Consider the following 15,186-nt stretch of genomic DNA (forward strand, 5'->3'; position numbering starts at 1 on the left):
AGGCTCCCCATTGGAATCGAAACTTCTTCATCGCCCAGGCACAACCTTCACGTTCTTCTCGTTCAGATTTAGTCCAAGTTCTCTCGCTTTCTCCCACACTCTCTCATGTGTAGATTGCTCTTTTACTTGGATGGACAATTGTGTATTCTGTTTTGATTGCTGTTCAATTTGAGTGCCAATCGTTTGCACTTCCCGATTTAAATCATTTAACTGGCCTTCCGTATGCAAAATTACAGATGAAAAGATAACGAGAAGAGAAGCGAATGCGACAAATAACACTTTTTCGCCGGGTGAAAATAACTTACGTGCACGCTTTTCCCCCTGTTGTCTCTCGGGTGTTACAGGCATTTCTTGTTCATGTACGTGTGTTGAGACGAACTTCCTTTGTTCTAACGCCATTCTTTAACTTCCCCCTTCATCTTTTCAGCAATTCTTAACTTCGCAGACCTTGCTCTTTTATTATTTTCTATTTCTTCTGCTGATGGAATCATTGGCTTACGAGTAATCAACTTTAAGATTGGTTCCATGCCTTCCGGGATGACAGGTAAATTCCTTGGTAAATCCGGTAACGATGAAGCCTCTTTAAATATTTCTTTACACAGCCTGTCCTCTAACGAATGAAAAGTAATAACACTTATCCTGCCACCTGGTTTCAATAAAGAGATTGCGTCGGTTAACGAGTCCTCCGCAGCACCAAGTTCATCGTTTACCGCAATCCGAACTGCTTGAAACACCCTTCTAGCCGGATGCCCGCCTGTTCTTCTCGTCGCGGCTGGAATGCCACTTTTCACAAGTTCTGCCAACTCAGCAGTCGTCTGAATAGGTGAATCTTTACGTGCAGCTTCAATCTTTCTAGCAATTCCCTTTGAAAAACGCTCTTCTCCATACCGATAAAAGATACGGACAAGGTCTTCATAAGACCAATGATTAATCACGTCATAAGCCGTTAAACTTGCTTCTCGATTCATCCGCATATCTAGCGGTGCATCATGATGATAACTAAATCCTCGTTCTGGTGTATCAAGTTGTGGAGATGAAACCCCTAAGTCGTACAAAATACCATCTACTTGTGTAATCCCAATTTTCATTAATTCATTTTTTAAATCCCTAAAATTCGCATGAATAAAAGTAATTTGCGATAGATGATTTTTTAATCTTTCTTTCGCTACTTCAATCGCTGTCGTGTCTTGGTCAAAACAAATCAGTCGACCTTTTTCAGAAAGTCTTTCAACAATTTCCTTACTATGTCCCGCACCACCAAGTGTACAGTCCACGTATATGCCGTCTTCTTTTATATTTAACCCGTCGACGGCTTCATCGAGCAATACTGTCGTGTGATTGAACATTTGAGTCCGCCTGCTTTCGTATATTTTTTAAAAATCAAAGTCGATAATATTTTCCGCAATATCGTTGAAAGATTCTTCGGACTCATCATAGTAATCATCCCATAAATGTTTCGCCCATATTTCAATACGGCCCGAAACCCCTATGACAACACAATCTTTTTCAACTTTTGCATAGTTTCGTAAAGATGCTGGAATATTGATGCGCCCTTGCTTGTCTAACTCCACTTCTGTCGCACCTGAAAAGAAAAAGCGAGTAAATGCACGTGCATCTTTCTTCGTAACTGGTAACGCTCTTAGCTTTTTCTCAAGAATTTTCCATTCATCCATCGGGTACCCGAAGAGACAGTTATCAAGGCCACGAGTCAATACAAAACTACCGCCTAAATGCTCCCTAAATTTTGAGGGAACAATTAAACGACCCTTCGTATCGACAGTATGTTGATATTCACCCATAAACATACTCTTCACCCCACTATGTAAAATAAATGTACCACATCCCCCCACATTCCTCCACCCAAAACCTAAAAATATTTATGAATATCTTTAAAATGTGCCTATCGACTTATTTACAGTCGGATTGGCTCCTCAATTTAAGGGATTTATACAGCTAACTGAGGCTAGACATAAAAAAACTCACCTTGCATTTTTCGCAAGATGAGCCTCTAGTTTTCATGATTATAAATATACTACATAATGGGATCCATCATTTTCAAAAGGGAGTGCCAGTAAATCTTTAATTAAAGAAGAACCATATTGATTCAAATATACATACGGATGATAAATTCGTTCCTGCAATTGACCATTTGGAAATAATTCTGACTCCATCTTATCAAATTTACGAATAGCAACTTCATGTTTTTCATAAAGTGTATCTTCATACTTGTGCTTTAAATAGTTGAATTGTTTTATATGGAACGACAAATTTTGTTGAAGCAATTGATTCATCATCTTTTCTTCTTGACCAAACCATTCACTTAAATGTTCGTACTTCATTGCTAAATCCTTTTCCAGCTTGTCGATTTCTTCTATAAAGTTATCATCACGCAGCTTATCAACATAGGCTTTCTTTTCGTTTGTAGCGGCCCCAGTCATGACTTCTTCTACAGTGAGCGATTTCTCCTTTAACACTTTCTCGGTTTGTCGAGACACTAGCGTAATGGACATCCGGGGAACAAATATCGGCATTTTTAGCCCTAAATGATGAAATGCATCTTTTAAAACTGCCCAATACGCTAATTCACCCGCTCCCCCTACAAATGCTAGTACAGGGAATACTAATTCTTGCATTAGCGGTCGGGAAGCGACATTGTTACTTAGCAATATCGGTTGTTTCTTCGCAATTTCAAGTATCTCCTCTTCAGTGAACTGAATACCGACACCTTCATTGACAAATTGACCATCTTTTCGACTAAGCAACATTCTTCCAGTTTCATGGACATAAAATAAATTCATCGCGTCTTCTTGCGCTTCAATCGGTACTCCAAATCCATCGAACTGCAATTGCTTCTCTATTTCTACAATAGATGACGCAATCTCTGCTGATGCTTGAATAAGTTTGCAAAAATATTCACTTTCTAATGCTCGTAATGGCTCGAACGCAGCATCTATAAATAACAATCCTTCTTCAGCAAAGAAACCGTTCATTAATCGGACAAAAAATCCAGTGAAAGTTGTTTCTTTGTCTATCGCATCTAACACCTCAGTTAAACATTCCTCTGTGTGGGATGTTTCGCCAAACTTCTCGAAAATCCCTTTTACAAAGACGGCCATTTTGTCACGATCAAACTGTGCGTCTGATGCCATTAATTTCATCACAAATTTATCTTGGATTTGTTCTTTCATCACTTGACCATTCACTTCAGAATAGACATGGTTAATTTCGTGTAAATCATGGTCTTCTCCCGCCACCCAAAATACAGGTATAACTGGGATACCAAGCGTTTCACGTTGTTCCCTAGCATGTAAAATCACCGTAATTGCTTTATGAACAGAATAGAGCGGACCAGTTAACACACCAGCCTGTTGTCCGCCAATGACCGTTAATGCATCGTCTTGCATAAGTTCTTCAATATGTTTGTTTGCGGCGGAGGATAATCCGAAAGGCGTCATAAATGTGCGAATGACATTTGCAAGCTCTTTACGTTGAAAACATCGCTTCTCAAGTTCTTTAATCCTTTGTCTATAAGAATCTTCATCATTTCCATAATCAAAATATTTATGTAAAAAAGCCTTATTATGTTGATATGCATGTAACACTTTATTTTGAATAGGCAATTCCATTTTTTCAAGTTTCATTTTCCAAGCCCCTTTACGTCAATCTCACTCTAAAGAGTATACCACTCAACACCATATCGTTGAAAAAAAACGCTTTGATGCGATCGGCTAGAGACAAGTTAGAACGAGGATGGCAGCCTTAGCGCGCCGCGTCTAAAAGGAATGCACTCCAAATCCGAGACATCATATCGTCGATGATTTTTGTCACATACCTAATTCGATTATGAAGTGTTTATCCTGATACGTTTTTAATAGTGCCACATTGGTAAAACGTTAAAACTTCTATGTATTCACAATCTGCTGTTATCAAATAGTAGTAACTATATTACGTTACATATTCGATTATCTTCAATACTAACCCAATCAGAATGAGTATCATGTAGGCCGCAATTAATAAAAGGAAATACAAACGCCATACCTTCCGAATAAGACGAATGATTTGAAAATCTTTTACGCGTCTTCGTTCAAATACCGCATATATAATGATTATAGATAGTGCGAGTATGACAATCGTATAACCGACGCCATCGCCAAATATCGTATGCGAAATCATATAGATAGAAAAAAATAAAAAAGGAGTCGTCAAATCTGCAATTTTTCTAATTGTAGGTGCACGTCCGATGCGTTGATATAAAAAAAGTAGACAAACACTTACGATAAACGGAAATACGACGATAACAGCAATTAAATTCGAAAAAAGTACACTAACCATTAGGAGCTACCTGCTCGTCAAAAGCGAATAATATACTTTCATACGTCTTTAGGAGAGGTAAATCACGCTGTGTAAGCTGTGCTTTCTGAATCGTCGCCGATACAATCGTTTCAATTTCCATAGGTCGTCTCGCTAATCGATCCGTTAACATAGATGAATGATTACGAGCAGTATTTCTGCACACCGATTCAACAGCAGAGAAGGGTAACTCCTTCCTCATTTCCGGAAAAGCCTTAATCAGTTCATCATAAAGCTCTTTCATCAACTGATGACCGTAAGGATTCGTAAGTAATTCTCCATTCGTTATCCCTAAAATGGTCGTAAGCGGATTAATTAAACAATTAATCAGCACTTTCCTCAATAAAATCTGTTCTCCATTTGCATGTCGAATAACAGGAAATCTATCATTATCGGCTTGCTCAATCATATTAAACTTACTTTTGTCACCGAACCCTTCGCCTATCGTTACTTTACCCACGCCGTTATGCTTCACTGTCCGGTGATCACTTTTGAACGCACCATGTTCAACTGTTGCAAATGCAACATGAGGGGATTCACTTTCTTCTACAAGATTAAAATGTCCAATCCCATTTTGGATGAATAATAGCGGTGTTTTTATTTCCTTTTCCCGTAGTTCATTTAATACCGCTTTTAAATCTGAATACTTTACAGCAATTAGTACTAATTTTGCAGTCGCAGCCTCCATCAATCCCGTAACGGCTTTTACTGCTACCACACTTTCCGTCCCATCTTCATTGATGCGACAGATCCCTTCGTTATTAATCCGTTCTTTCTGCTCATCACATCGAACGATCATCGTTACGTCCAAGCCCGATTCGGATAAATACGAACCCATTAACATTCCTATCGAGCCGGCTCCTACAACTGCAATATCCATTCACATTTCTCCTTCCTAAGTCATTAAAATTTACACCATATATTTCCACAATAATAGCCCGCACGAATGCGGGCTATGTCAATATTCATTATACAGGATAAACCGGATGTTTACGCGGAGGTTGTGGTAAATTTTTTGTGCTGTACAATTTGAGTCGATCCGCGAGCACATCTCTTAAGCTAGAAGGCGATACAATTTCATCAATAATTAACTCTGAAGCTAATTTATAAATATCGATTTCCTCTGTGTATTCTTTATGTTTCTCTTGTACAAATGCAAGTCTTTCCTTTGGATCCTCTATCGCTTCAATATGGTTCGAGTAGACTGCATTTACTGCCGCCTCCGGTCCCATAACCGCAATTTGTGCGGTTGGTAACGCAATACACACATCTGGTTCAAATGCAGGACCTGCCATTGCATAAAGACCTGCTCCATATGCTTTCCTAACAATTACGGAAATTTTAGGCACAGTAGCGGAACTCATAGCCATAATAAGTTTTGCACCATGGCGAATGATTCCCGCACGTTCTACGCTTGTCCCAATCATAAAACCTGGCACATCAGCAAGGAAAAGAATTGGAATCGAGAACGCATCACAAAGATTAATAAACTTTGTCGCTTTGTCCGCCGAGTCCACAAAGAGAACACCACCCTTTACTTTCGGTTGGTTCGCAATAATCCCTACAGGTTGCCCATCAATACGTGCAAGCCCTGTAATAATTTCCGGTGCAAACAGTTTTTTGATATCATAAAAACTTCCCTCATCAATTAACGCATCAATTGCTTCATACATATCAAATGGAGCGTTTTGATTTTCCGGAATGATTTCTTCTAACGTTCGGCCCGCTTTTGCCTCTATCGATTCTTTAACCGCTGGCTTTTCAGTATAATTCGCTGGAAAATACGTTAAATAACGACGCGCTTCCGAAATTGCTTCTTGTTCATTGGCAGCAAGGACATCCCCACAGCCACTTACTGAACAATGCATACGTGCCCCGCCCATTTGCTCTAACGTCACTTTTTCTCCAATTACTTTTTCCGCCATACGCGGAGAACCGAGATACATGGACGCATTTCCATCAACCATAATCACAATGTCACAAAACGCTGGGATATACGCACCACCCGCAGCTGATGGTCCGAATAAAATACAGATTTGCGGAATGAATCCCGATAACCTCACTTGGTTATGGAAGATTTTTCCAGCCCCTCGACGATTCGGAAACATATCTAACTGATCGGTAATACGTGCCCCCGCGGAGTCGACGAGATAAAGCATCGGTACTTGATTTTTCTCCGCTACTTCTTGAATCCGAATGATTTTCTCAACTGTTTTCGCACCCCATGAACCCGCCTTTACAGTTGAGTCATTCGCCATTACACAGACAGTTTGTCCATTCACTTTCCCCATCGCTGTCACAACACCATCTGCCGGTAAATCTCCTGCCTCATAATTCGCGAAGCGACCATCTTCCGTATACTCTCCGTTATCGAAAAGCAATTCTAATCGTTCTCTGACAAACAGCTTATTTTGCGCTTTTAAACGCTCATGATACTTAGGAGCTCCCCCCGCAAAAATTTCTTTAAGCTTGTCATCCAACTCTGTATTGTACGTCATTGTTTCTACCATTTCATTCCCTCCCATTGATGAATTCCCTTTGCCACTCAATTATTCAGTTATCGTAACAAGTGTGTCCCCTTCATTCACAAAATCTCCAACATTGGCATTAATCTCTGTGACCTTTCCAGCTACTTCAGCCTCAACCGGAATTTCCATTTTCATAGATTCAAGGACCATCACAACTTGTCCAACTTCAACATTATCTCCTACATTTACATTAACCGTAAAAACAGATCCCGCCATCGATGATTTTAATTGTGTCAATTTACTTTTTCCCCTTTCTGAGCTTCCAACCAATTCGCAATGATTGATGTTGTATACGCACCTTGAATAAACGATTCTTCATTTAGAATCTCAGAAAACAACGGTAGATTCGTTTTCAATCCTTCTATATTCAAAGTAGCTAAATAGGCTTTTGATTTTTCAATAGCTTCTTCTCTCGTCGCTGCATGCACAATCACTTTGGAAATTAACGGATCATAAAACGGCGTTACTTTTCCATTTTCCGCATATCCATTATCTATCCGAACATCATCGTCATTTCCAAGGTCTAATTTTGTAATTTCCCCTGGAGAAGGCATAAAGGTTATCGGATCTTCCGCATAAACACGGAATTCTAGTGCATGTCCACTCAACTCAATTTGCTGTTGATCGATAACAGGTAATTCATTTCCTCTAGCAACTTCAATTTGCCACTCTACAAGGTCATACCCCGTTACCTCTTCAGTAATCGGATGTTCGACTTGTAATCGAGTATTCATTTCAAGAAAATAAATTTGTTCATTCTCATCAACAATAAACTCGACCGTTCCAGCATTTTTATAATTCACTGCTTTTGCTGCATTCACCGCTGCTTCAAACAGTTGCGCTCTCGCCTCTTCAGATAAACTAGGCGACGGCGATTCTTCTATCACTTTTTGATTTCGTCTTTGGACGGAACAATTCCGCTCAAATAAGTGAACGATATTCCCATGATAATCTCCAAAAACTTGCACTTCAATATGTCTTGCATTTGAAATAAACTTCTCTAAAAAAACAGCATCACTACCAAAATACATTTTCGCTCGATTTTTCACCGAGTCAAACTGCTGACCGAGCGCTTGCTCATCCTCACAGCGAATCATACCTACGCCACCACCACCGGCACTCGCTTTTAACATAATCGGATAGCCAATTTCAGCTGCAATGCGTTTCGCTTCTTCCAAAGTAGAGACTCCTTCATCTGTTCCAGGGACAACTGGTACCGATGCTCGTTGCATTGTTTGACGAGCTTCTATTTTATCTCCCATTTTTTGAATCGTCGTCGCATCAGGACCGATAAAAGTAATTCCAGCCTTTTGAACCTGTTCAACAAATGTTGCATTTTCGGACAAAATCCCATATCCAGGGTGAATGGCATCTACGTTTTCGCGAATTGCAATTTCAATAATTTCTTGCCCTTTTAAATAAGATTGTTGGATTGGCGGCGGACCAATTAGAAATGCATGATCAGCTTCTTTCACAAACGGCATTTCAGCATCTGCCTCTGAATAAACCGCAACCGTTTCAATACCTAAGCGCTTACACGTTCTGATAACTCGACTTGCAATCTCCCCACGATTTGCAATGAGCACTTTTTTCATATTTAATCCCCCTAACGTAATGAAAGTGAATTTCTCGTCCCGTATTCTAGTTTACACGATAACGGAAAGCGTTTTCAACCTTTGTCTGAAAAAAACTACTTTTCCCACGTTTCACTCTACATGCATTAAGTCGCTTATCATGATTTGTTACTCTTCTGAAGGAAGCGAGCAACTGCCTCGTGGTGCGCATCACTTTCCCATAATATTGAACATTGCCTAACCTCTTCTAGCATTCGTTCTAGTAAAAAGTCCGCGGTCCATTTTCGTATTGCTACTTTTTTATAAGCCCTATGCACTGACGGATGGATGGTAGACATTTTTTCAAGAAATTGTTGTAACCCTTCTTCAGCACTTCCTTCAAATAACATGGTTGCCCATTCTATTTGAAGCATTTCCTCTGCACTATGTACTCTCGCTTCTGATAACAATTTAAATACGCGGTCATGTTTTCCATCTTTTTCGAACAGTAATGTTGCGCCACCCCATCCCGTTGTAATGGCTAACGTCCCTTGAATAAACCCAGCTTTCGCTTTACTTGAAACGACTCGATAGTCACAAGCCATCGCTAGTTCACAACCTCCACCTACAGCCGTACCATTCACAAGGGCAATGACAGGCATTGGTAACGTCGCTAACCGAAATAATAAGTGAGCCATTCTACTTAACATCGGAAAAGCATCAGCCGCTGTCCATAAAGATTGATATTCAGACAAATCTCCTCCTGAACAAAAAGCTTCTTCACCCGCTCCAGTAATAACTACGTAAGCAATGTCTGGATTTTTCTCGACTTGTTCCAAGAAATCCTCCAAACCATCCGCAACTGCTGTATTTATTGCATTCCTTCTTTCTGGACGATTGATAATAAATTTCGCAATACCGTTATTAACTTCAATTTGATAAGCCATCATTCGCACCCCTCTGCTTATTCATTTCTATTGAAAAAAGGCTACCAAGAGCCATGGTCTCTAGGTAGCCTTTGAAAAGACAGACTTCAAATGATTGAAATGTCCTTCTTAAAGTTATTCAGCAAATTTAAATTATTCGCCTGCAACTTCTTTTCCTTTGTAGTGTCCGCATGATTTACAAATGCGGTGTGCTAATTTTAATTCGCCACAGTTATCACATGAAGTCATACCCGGTACTTGTAATTTCTTGTGAGTACGGCGTTGTTTTGTAACTGTTTTAGATGTTCTTCTTTTTGGTACAGCCATCTGGGGCACCTCCTTAAACGAACTCTTTATTCGTCTTTCTTATCAAAAAAATCTGCCAAACTTGCGAGCCTCGGGTCTACTTTCGGTTTACTCTCTTCTAGATGGGCACTATACGCCTCGTCAGTCGTATATGACCAACCCTTCCCGTCAACCTTCTTCATGTCTTCAGCCCGTTCGCTGTATACTTGAAGTGGGATTTCAAGGAGGATAAGTTCTTCGAAAATAGGGTTCAATTCTACAAAATCTCCTTCAACAGGATGAATTTCATCATCTGCCTGAAGTACATTTTCATCCCATCCGAAAGTTTCGGTTGATTGGATTGAAAACGGAAAATCTGCGTCTTCCCAAGTTCGCGCACATGGCAATACAAGCGTCCCTTCAAGTTGAAAGTTACATTCGACTTTTCCTTCACCGATTTTGCAACTTCCAGTTACATGAACAGGAGCAATAGCCCGTATTTCGGGGTTCCGTTTTATTACGGATTCAAGATTGACCATTTCGTCAAATGGCATATTCCCTTGCCTGTATCTTTGTAATTGATTGATAGACCATTTCACGTCGATCACCTCAAGACAACATTCTTGATTATATAATGGGCTGAAAAAGATGTCAAGATATTTTCTTGTCACTTCATCATTCCAATAGGTATAATAAATTCATTGTAGCAAAGGAGTGAGCATTTTGAAAGCAACAGGAATCGTTGTTGAATATAACCCATTCCATAATGGACATAAACTTCACGCGACAGAAGCCCGTAAGACAACAAATGCCCAAATAATTATTGCTGTGATGAGCGGTAATTTTCTACAAAGAGGGGAACCCGCTTTTGTAGACAAATGGGCACGAACCGAAATGGCATTACAAAATGGGATTGATATCGTTTTTGAACTTCCGTACGCCTTTGCAACAGCCCATGCACCGACCTTCGCTGAGGGAGCCATTAAGATTTTAGACGCAGCTTGCTGTGATTTCTACTGTTTCGGAAGTGAAGACGGGCATATTCAGCCATTTGAAAATAGTATGGCATTACTTGATAACCAGCATACACAGTACGAACGAAAAATTAAAGAAGCGGTTCAACATGGAATCAGTTATCCTCAGGCAGTAAATGCAGCCTATAAAGATACGGTTCAAACAGACAACACCAATCGACCTTATGTCGACTTATCTAAACCGAATAATATTTTAGGCTTTCATTATATGCAAGCTGCAAAACAAATAAATTCAAACATGCAAGCTGCAACAATCCAACGCATGGGTGCAGCTTATCACGACGAGGAATTGAAAGACCAAAGAATTGCCAGTGCAACTGGCATTCGAAAATCCTACTTTGAAACGAACACATTACACGACACTCAAAATTTTCTCCCAGGCAGCGTATACCAACTCCTGAAGGCTTGGCAGGGTGACCATTCGGCTTTTGGCAGTTGGAAGTCCTTCTATCCACTGTTACGCCTTATCATCTTACGTGATGGCCCTAAACGTCTCGCGCATGTCGCAGACGTCACAGAAGGCATTGAGAACCTTTTTTACCGTGCAGCTGTCAATCACGATACCTTTGACGGCTTTATGCATACAGTCAAATCCAAACGTTATACGTGGACGCGTATACAACGGATGCTCACACATATTTTCACAGGCTATTCGTATAATACTCGCTCAAAAATTAACACGCCTACCTACTTACGATTATTAGGCATGACACAAGCAGGACGTCTTTATTTAAATAAACAAAAAAAGAACTTTAAGCTTCCAATTGTCAGCAAGGTTTCTTCTTTTTCCGATCCTTCACTGGATATTGATATACACGCCGCCAATCTATACGCATTAGGACTAGGTAAATCAGAAATGAATGTAGATTATAAAAATATCCCAATCTTCATCCGCGAATCACAGTAACCAAAAAAGCTTGCAGGACCGACCTAATCGTGTCCTACAAGCTTTTCTTATACTTCCTGTTCTGCTAAATTTGTCTGCTCTGTCTTTGCAGACGGAATAATATTAAATACGATATTTAATGCAATTGCCGTTAAACTACCTGCTACAATTCCATTACTCGTAAACATCTGAAGACTCTTAGGTAAATTTGCAAATAACTCAGGTGCAACTGTTACGCCAAGTCCAATTCCAATAGAACAAGCAATAATCATCGGATTCTCTTGTGAAGATGTAAAAGTTTCACTCAACATTTTAATGCCCTGTGAAATAACCATCCCAAACATCGCAATCATTGCGCCACCTAGCACCGATGTCGGAATAATCGTCGTCAATGCCGCGATTTTCGGTACGAATCCCAACGTAATTAACATAATCCCTGTCACTAAAATAACTCTTCTTGACTTAACACCTGACATTTGAACAAGTCCTACGTTTTGAGAAAAGGTCGTATATGGAAACGCATTGAATATGCCGCCTAAGAGCACTGCAATTCCTTCAGCACGATACCCTTTTGCAAGGTCATCTTTTTTTAATTTGCGCTCACAAATATCACCTAATGCAAAATAAACACCGGTAGACTCTACTAAAGAAACGATAGCGACTAAAATCATTGTCAAAATAGCAGACCATTCAAAGGTAGGTAATCCAAAATAAAATGGCTTCACCATATGAAATACGGAAGCTTCATTAACAGGAGCAAAATCAACAATACCTAAAAACAATGCGGCAATAGAACCTGCGAGAAGTCCTAATAATATAGAAATTGCACGAACAAATCCGGTAGAAAATTTATATAAAAGGATAATAAAAAGCAATGTTCCGAATGCGAGTGAAATATTCGTCATTGAGCCAAAATTACTTGCCCCTAGGCCACCACCAGCATTATTAATCGCTACCGGAATTAACGTAATTCCGATAATCGTCACAACCGTACCTGTAACAACTGGCGGAAAAAATCGAACAAGCATCCCAAAGTATCGACTAATCCCGATGACAAAGAGACCAGACACAATGATCGCGCCATAAATGGCAGAAATACCAAACTCGCCTCCAATCGCGATCATTGGGCCTACAGCTGTAAATGTACAACCAAGAACAACTGGAAGCCCAATTCCGAAGAAACGGTTGTTCATAATTTGCAAAATCGTTGCAACGCCGCACATCAATATATCAATCGATACAAGATAAGTTAATTGTACTGAATTAAGCCCAATTGCTTCTCCAACGATTAATGGCACAATGACTGCGCCTGCATACATCGCTAAAACGTGTTGAATGCCTAGTGCTGTTGTTCTACCCGCATTTCTCATTTTGCATTTTCCTCCTCTTCTTGGAATGCAACTTCACCGTTTTCCAAAGAACGAACAATCGCGAGAGACTCTACGCGAATCCCTTTATCCCGAATTTCTGTACCGCCAGATTGGAATCCCTTTTCGATGACAATGCCTACACCAGCTAATTGCGCTTCAGCTTGTTCGATAATATCCACAAGTCCATGAACCGCTTGTCCATTCGCTAAAAAATCATCAATTAATAGAACAACATCTTCTTTTACTAAAAAGTCTTTTGAAACGGATATTTCATTTGTTTCTTTTTTCGTAAATGAATAGACACTTGATGAATACAACCTATCTGTCAAAGTGAGCGATTTTCTTTTACGTGCAAAAATCACAGGGACACCTAGATATAGACCAGCCATCATAGCGGGAGCAATCCCTGAGGATTCAATCGATAAAATCTTCGTTATATTTGAATTCCGAAATCGTTCTGCAAATTCCTTACCTATTTCTTGCATTAATTCCGGATCGATTTGATGATTAAGAAAAGAATCTACTTTTAATACAGTGTCTGATAGTACTTTACCTTCATGCATAATCTTGTTCTTCAATTGTTCCAAAATAAAATTCTCCCTTCAAATATGAAACGTACCTAGTCTAACTTTGTCATGTCCTCAGGCTTTGAAGCTGTTTCACATCTACAAAAACACAAAAAAACCCGAAGATCATGCATCCAATCATAACTTGAGTGGAGCAATGTTCTTCGAGCAACTAATCGAAAGAATTTGAAAAAGAGACGAATTTGCATATACAAAAAGGCTCTTTTCATTGCTACTCATAGTCGATTTGTTTAAGGCAAATCGGTAGAAACTTGCAGGCCATATTCCCGCGATTATATGAGTGAATGTCATTAGAATGTCCTAATTGTAACACGCCTTATTCGGATTTCAATAGGATTACAAAGTAAATAAAAATTCTTATTCTTCTCTAAATTGGTTGGTTATGCCTATTTCTCGATAGTGAATTTCTATTCGGTATTCGAACAAACTTGATGTCCACCTTAAGAAAACGCTTCCTAAATGAATTGTTAGCTGTTCGGTATACATCATAATTTTCAAAAGTCAAATTGGGCCATCGTTTCGACTAATCAAAAACGAGATGCGAATGTTCCACAAAAATACAACATCATTGTTCGCGTTATAAGTCGGATGATTTCGGTTGTAAATCATTTAAATAATTAAGCGCGTCATCGATGGTCTTCACTGGAACAATTTTCATTTTCGTTCTTATTGCTTTTGCGGTTTGTAAAGCCTCTTCATAGTTGGATTGAATACCGGGGTTCAATTGCCTAACTTCTTCTGGTATCTCATCATCAGGTGCAAAAAAGATTTCAATGCCATCTTTGTCAGCAGCCATCACTTTGAAGTCTGCACCGCCAATCCTTCCAACTGAACCATCCTCTAACATTTCCCCGGTTCCCGCGATGTGATAGCCTTTTGTAATATCTTCATCCACGAGTAACCGATTCAGTATTTCCAACGTAAACATTAACCCTGCTGAGGGTCCGCCAATATTGGAAGTATGGATTGTTACTTCGGGTTTTGTTGTCACAATCCGGTCTTCTTGAAATTGTATGCCAAGTCCTACACGTCCGTCACCGTTGGGGATTTCTTGTAATGCGACAACTACATCTAGCATTTCTTCATTTCGCTCGACTGTTAATTGTACTTCATCCCCAAGTTGCTTTTCGGAAATGTGCTCAACAAACTCACCTGAGGTCGACAGTTTAATCCCGTCAATTTCATGAATAATATCCCCAATTTCTAATATATTGGAAGATGCCCCTTTGGGTAGAACTTGCATGACGAAAACGCCGTTCAATTCAATATCGACTGGAATACCAGCTTTCCCAAACGCTACTGTAATTGCATTAAACTGCGAATCAGACATGAGCCTTTTTTGACGCAGATTATATTCGGCCTCATTTTCACCATGCCTTCTCACATTTTCTGCCTGCAATAACTTACGTTTATCCGAAAATCTGGAAAGTGCATAAGTAACGGGCGTCGTCTTAGACAGAGATATGGTCATTAAGCTGAATGTGCCCATATCCTCCTCATCTCCACCAACTACTTCCACAAGAGGCGCAAGGTCGTACGCGCCTCCCGGTTGAGTAATATAACTATCCATTGGATAAAAGAAGAGCCCTGCGAGAACGACTAAAATGATTGTTGCAATTCCTATTCTTTTCATTCTCATCTTGTTGCACCTCCATTTTAATAAATAG

16 protein-coding genes and 1 riboswitch are annotated in these 15,186 nt (G+C 39.7%); of the genes, 1 reads left to right on the plus strand and 15 read right to left on the minus strand.

The annotated features are described in order from the left end of the window. Positions 1–27: 27 nt before the first annotated feature. From ftsL to BI350_RS12990, 12 genes are all read right to left on the minus strand, one after another. Positions 28–399 (minus strand): cell division protein FtsL, encoded by a 372-nt coding sequence (ftsL, locus tag BI350_RS12935; RefSeq protein ID WP_075528506.1) that lies wholly within the window; start codon positions 397–399, stop codon positions 28–30. Then, positions 390–1,346 (minus strand): 16S rRNA (cytosine(1402)-N(4))-methyltransferase RsmH, encoded by a 957-nt coding sequence (gene rsmH, locus BI350_RS12940; protein WP_075528507.1) that lies wholly within the window; start codon positions 1,344–1,346, stop codon positions 390–392. The genes ftsL and rsmH overlap by 10 nt, the downstream gene beginning before the upstream one ends. Before the next feature lie 27 nt (positions 1,347–1,373). Continuing rightward, entirely contained in the window at positions 1,374–1,805 is a 432-nt protein-coding gene (gene mraZ / locus BI350_RS12945) for a division/cell wall cluster transcriptional repressor MraZ (protein ID WP_075528508.1), read from the minus strand. Positions 1,806–2,021: 216 nt separating this feature from the next. Then, positions 2,022–3,641, minus strand: coding sequence for a bacillithiol biosynthesis cysteine-adding enzyme BshC (gene bshC / locus BI350_RS12950; protein ID WP_075528509.1), 1,620 nt, complete (start codon positions 3,639–3,641; stop codon positions 2,022–2,024). 304 nt (positions 3,642–3,945) lie between these two features. After that, on the minus strand, positions 3,946–4,332 hold the full coding sequence (locus BI350_RS12955) for a DUF3397 domain-containing protein (protein ID WP_075528510.1): 387 nt from the start codon (positions 4,330–4,332) through the stop codon (positions 3,946–3,948). After that, complete coding sequence (locus BI350_RS12960) at positions 4,325–5,230, minus strand: ketopantoate reductase family protein (protein ID WP_075528511.1); 906 nt, start codon at positions 5,228–5,230, stop codon at positions 4,325–4,327. Before BI350_RS12960 ends, BI350_RS12955 begins: the two co-directional genes overlap by 8 nt. Before the next feature lie 88 nt (positions 5,231–5,318). Beyond that, positions 5,319–6,860, minus strand: a complete 1,542-nt coding sequence (locus BI350_RS12965; RefSeq protein WP_075528512.1) for an acyl-CoA carboxylase subunit beta — start codon at positions 6,858–6,860, stop codon at positions 5,319–5,321. Between the two features lie 39 nt (positions 6,861–6,899). Then, on the minus strand, positions 6,900–7,115 hold the full coding sequence (locus tag BI350_RS12970; RefSeq protein ID WP_075528513.1) for an acyl-CoA carboxylase biotin carboxyl carrier protein subunit: 216 nt from the start codon (positions 7,113–7,115) through the stop codon (positions 6,900–6,902). Continuing rightward, positions 7,112–8,473 carry an acetyl-CoA carboxylase biotin carboxylase subunit gene (locus BI350_RS12975; RefSeq protein ID WP_075528514.1) on the minus strand — a complete coding sequence of 454 codons (1,362 nt, stop codon included), beginning with the start codon at positions 8,471–8,473 and terminating at the stop codon, positions 7,112–7,114. The genes BI350_RS12970 and BI350_RS12975 overlap by 4 nt, the downstream gene beginning before the upstream one ends. Positions 8,474–8,610: 137 nt before the next feature. Further along, positions 8,611–9,378 (minus strand): enoyl-CoA hydratase/isomerase family protein, encoded by a 768-nt coding sequence (locus tag BI350_RS12980; RefSeq protein ID WP_075528515.1) that lies wholly within the window; start codon positions 9,376–9,378, stop codon positions 8,611–8,613. A gap of 132 nt (positions 9,379–9,510) precedes the next feature. Next, complete coding sequence (gene rpmF / locus BI350_RS12985) at positions 9,511–9,684, minus strand: 50S ribosomal protein L32 (RefSeq protein WP_075528516.1); 174 nt, start codon at positions 9,682–9,684, stop codon at positions 9,511–9,513. A 26-nt stretch (positions 9,685–9,710) separates the two neighbouring features. Beyond that, positions 9,711–10,241 carry a YceD family protein gene (locus BI350_RS12990; protein WP_075528517.1) on the minus strand — a complete coding sequence of 177 codons (531 nt, stop codon included), beginning with the start codon at positions 10,239–10,241 and terminating at the stop codon, positions 9,711–9,713. 115 nt (positions 10,242–10,356) lie between these two features. Here BI350_RS12990 and BI350_RS12995 point away from each other — a divergent pair, with 115 nt between their 5' ends. Then, positions 10,357–11,583, plus strand: a complete 1,227-nt coding sequence (locus tag BI350_RS12995; RefSeq protein WP_245698263.1) for a nucleotidyltransferase — start codon at positions 10,357–10,359, stop codon at positions 11,581–11,583. Between the two features lie 47 nt (positions 11,584–11,630). Here BI350_RS12995 and BI350_RS13000 read toward each other — a convergent pair whose 3' ends face one another. The 3 genes from BI350_RS13000 to BI350_RS13010 all read right to left on the minus strand — a co-directional run bounded on the left by BI350_RS13000 (position 11,631) and on the right by BI350_RS13010 (position 15,158). Continuing rightward, on the minus strand, positions 11,631–12,932 hold the full coding sequence (locus BI350_RS13000) for a nucleobase:cation symporter-2 family protein (protein WP_075528519.1): 1,302 nt from the start codon (positions 12,930–12,932) through the stop codon (positions 11,631–11,633). Continuing rightward, positions 12,929–13,519, minus strand: coding sequence for a xanthine phosphoribosyltransferase (locus BI350_RS13005; protein WP_075528520.1), 591 nt, complete (start codon positions 13,517–13,519; stop codon positions 12,929–12,931). The genes BI350_RS13000 and BI350_RS13005 overlap by 4 nt, the downstream gene beginning before the upstream one ends. 198 nt (positions 13,520–13,717) lie before the next feature. Next, a riboswitch (purine riboswitch) is annotated at positions 13,718–13,819 on the minus strand. Positions 13,820–14,096: 277 nt separating this feature from the next. Further along, positions 14,097–15,158 (minus strand): SepM family pheromone-processing serine protease, encoded by a 1,062-nt coding sequence (locus BI350_RS13010; protein ID WP_075528521.1) that lies wholly within the window; start codon positions 15,156–15,158, stop codon positions 14,097–14,099. Positions 15,159–15,186: the final 28 nt, after the last annotated feature.

This window comes from Sporosarcina ureilytica (assembly GCF_001753205.1).
Classification (GTDB): domain Bacteria; phylum Bacillota; class Bacilli; order Bacillales_A; family Planococcaceae; genus Sporosarcina; species Sporosarcina ureilytica.

Bases quoted from the DNA above. Each gene is read 5' to 3' on its own strand.
- ftsL (WP_075528506.1), bottom strand. From the start codon at position 399: ATGGCGTTAGAACAAAGGAAGTTCGTCTCAACACACGTACATGAACAA.
- rsmH (WP_075528507.1), bottom strand. From the start codon at position 1,346: ATGTTCAATCACACGACAGTATTGCTCGATGAAGCCGTCGACGGGTTA.
- mraZ (WP_075528508.1), bottom strand. From the start codon at position 1,805: ATGTTTATGGGTGAATATCAACATACTGTCGATACGAAGGGTCGTTTA.
- bshC (WP_075528509.1), bottom strand. From the start codon at position 3,641: ATGAAACTTGAAAAAATGGAATTGCCTATTCAAAATAAAGTGTTACAT.
- BI350_RS12955 (WP_075528510.1), bottom strand. From the start codon at position 4,332: ATGGTTAGTGTACTTTTTTCGAATTTAATTGCTGTTATCGTCGTATTT.
- BI350_RS12960 (WP_075528511.1), bottom strand. From the start codon at position 5,230: ATGGATATTGCAGTTGTAGGAGCCGGCTCGATAGGAATGTTAATGGGT.
- BI350_RS12965 (WP_075528512.1), bottom strand. From the start codon at position 6,860: ATGGTAGAAACAATGACGTACAATACAGAGTTGGATGACAAGCTTAAA.
- BI350_RS12975 (WP_075528514.1), bottom strand. From the start codon at position 8,473: ATGAAAAAAGTGCTCATTGCAAATCGTGGGGAGATTGCAAGTCGAGTT.
- BI350_RS12980 (WP_075528515.1), bottom strand. From the start codon at position 9,378: ATGGCTTATCAAATTGAAGTTAATAACGGTATTGCGAAATTTATTATC.
- rpmF (WP_075528516.1), bottom strand. From the start codon at position 9,684: ATGGCTGTACCAAAAAGAAGAACATCTAAAACAGTTACAAAACAACGC.
- BI350_RS13000 (WP_075528519.1), bottom strand. From the start codon at position 12,932: ATGAGAAATGCGGGTAGAACAACAGCACTAGGCATTCAACACGTTTTA.
- BI350_RS13010 (WP_075528521.1), bottom strand. From the start codon at position 15,158: ATGAGAATGAAAAGAATAGGAATTGCAACAATCATTTTAGTCGTTCTC.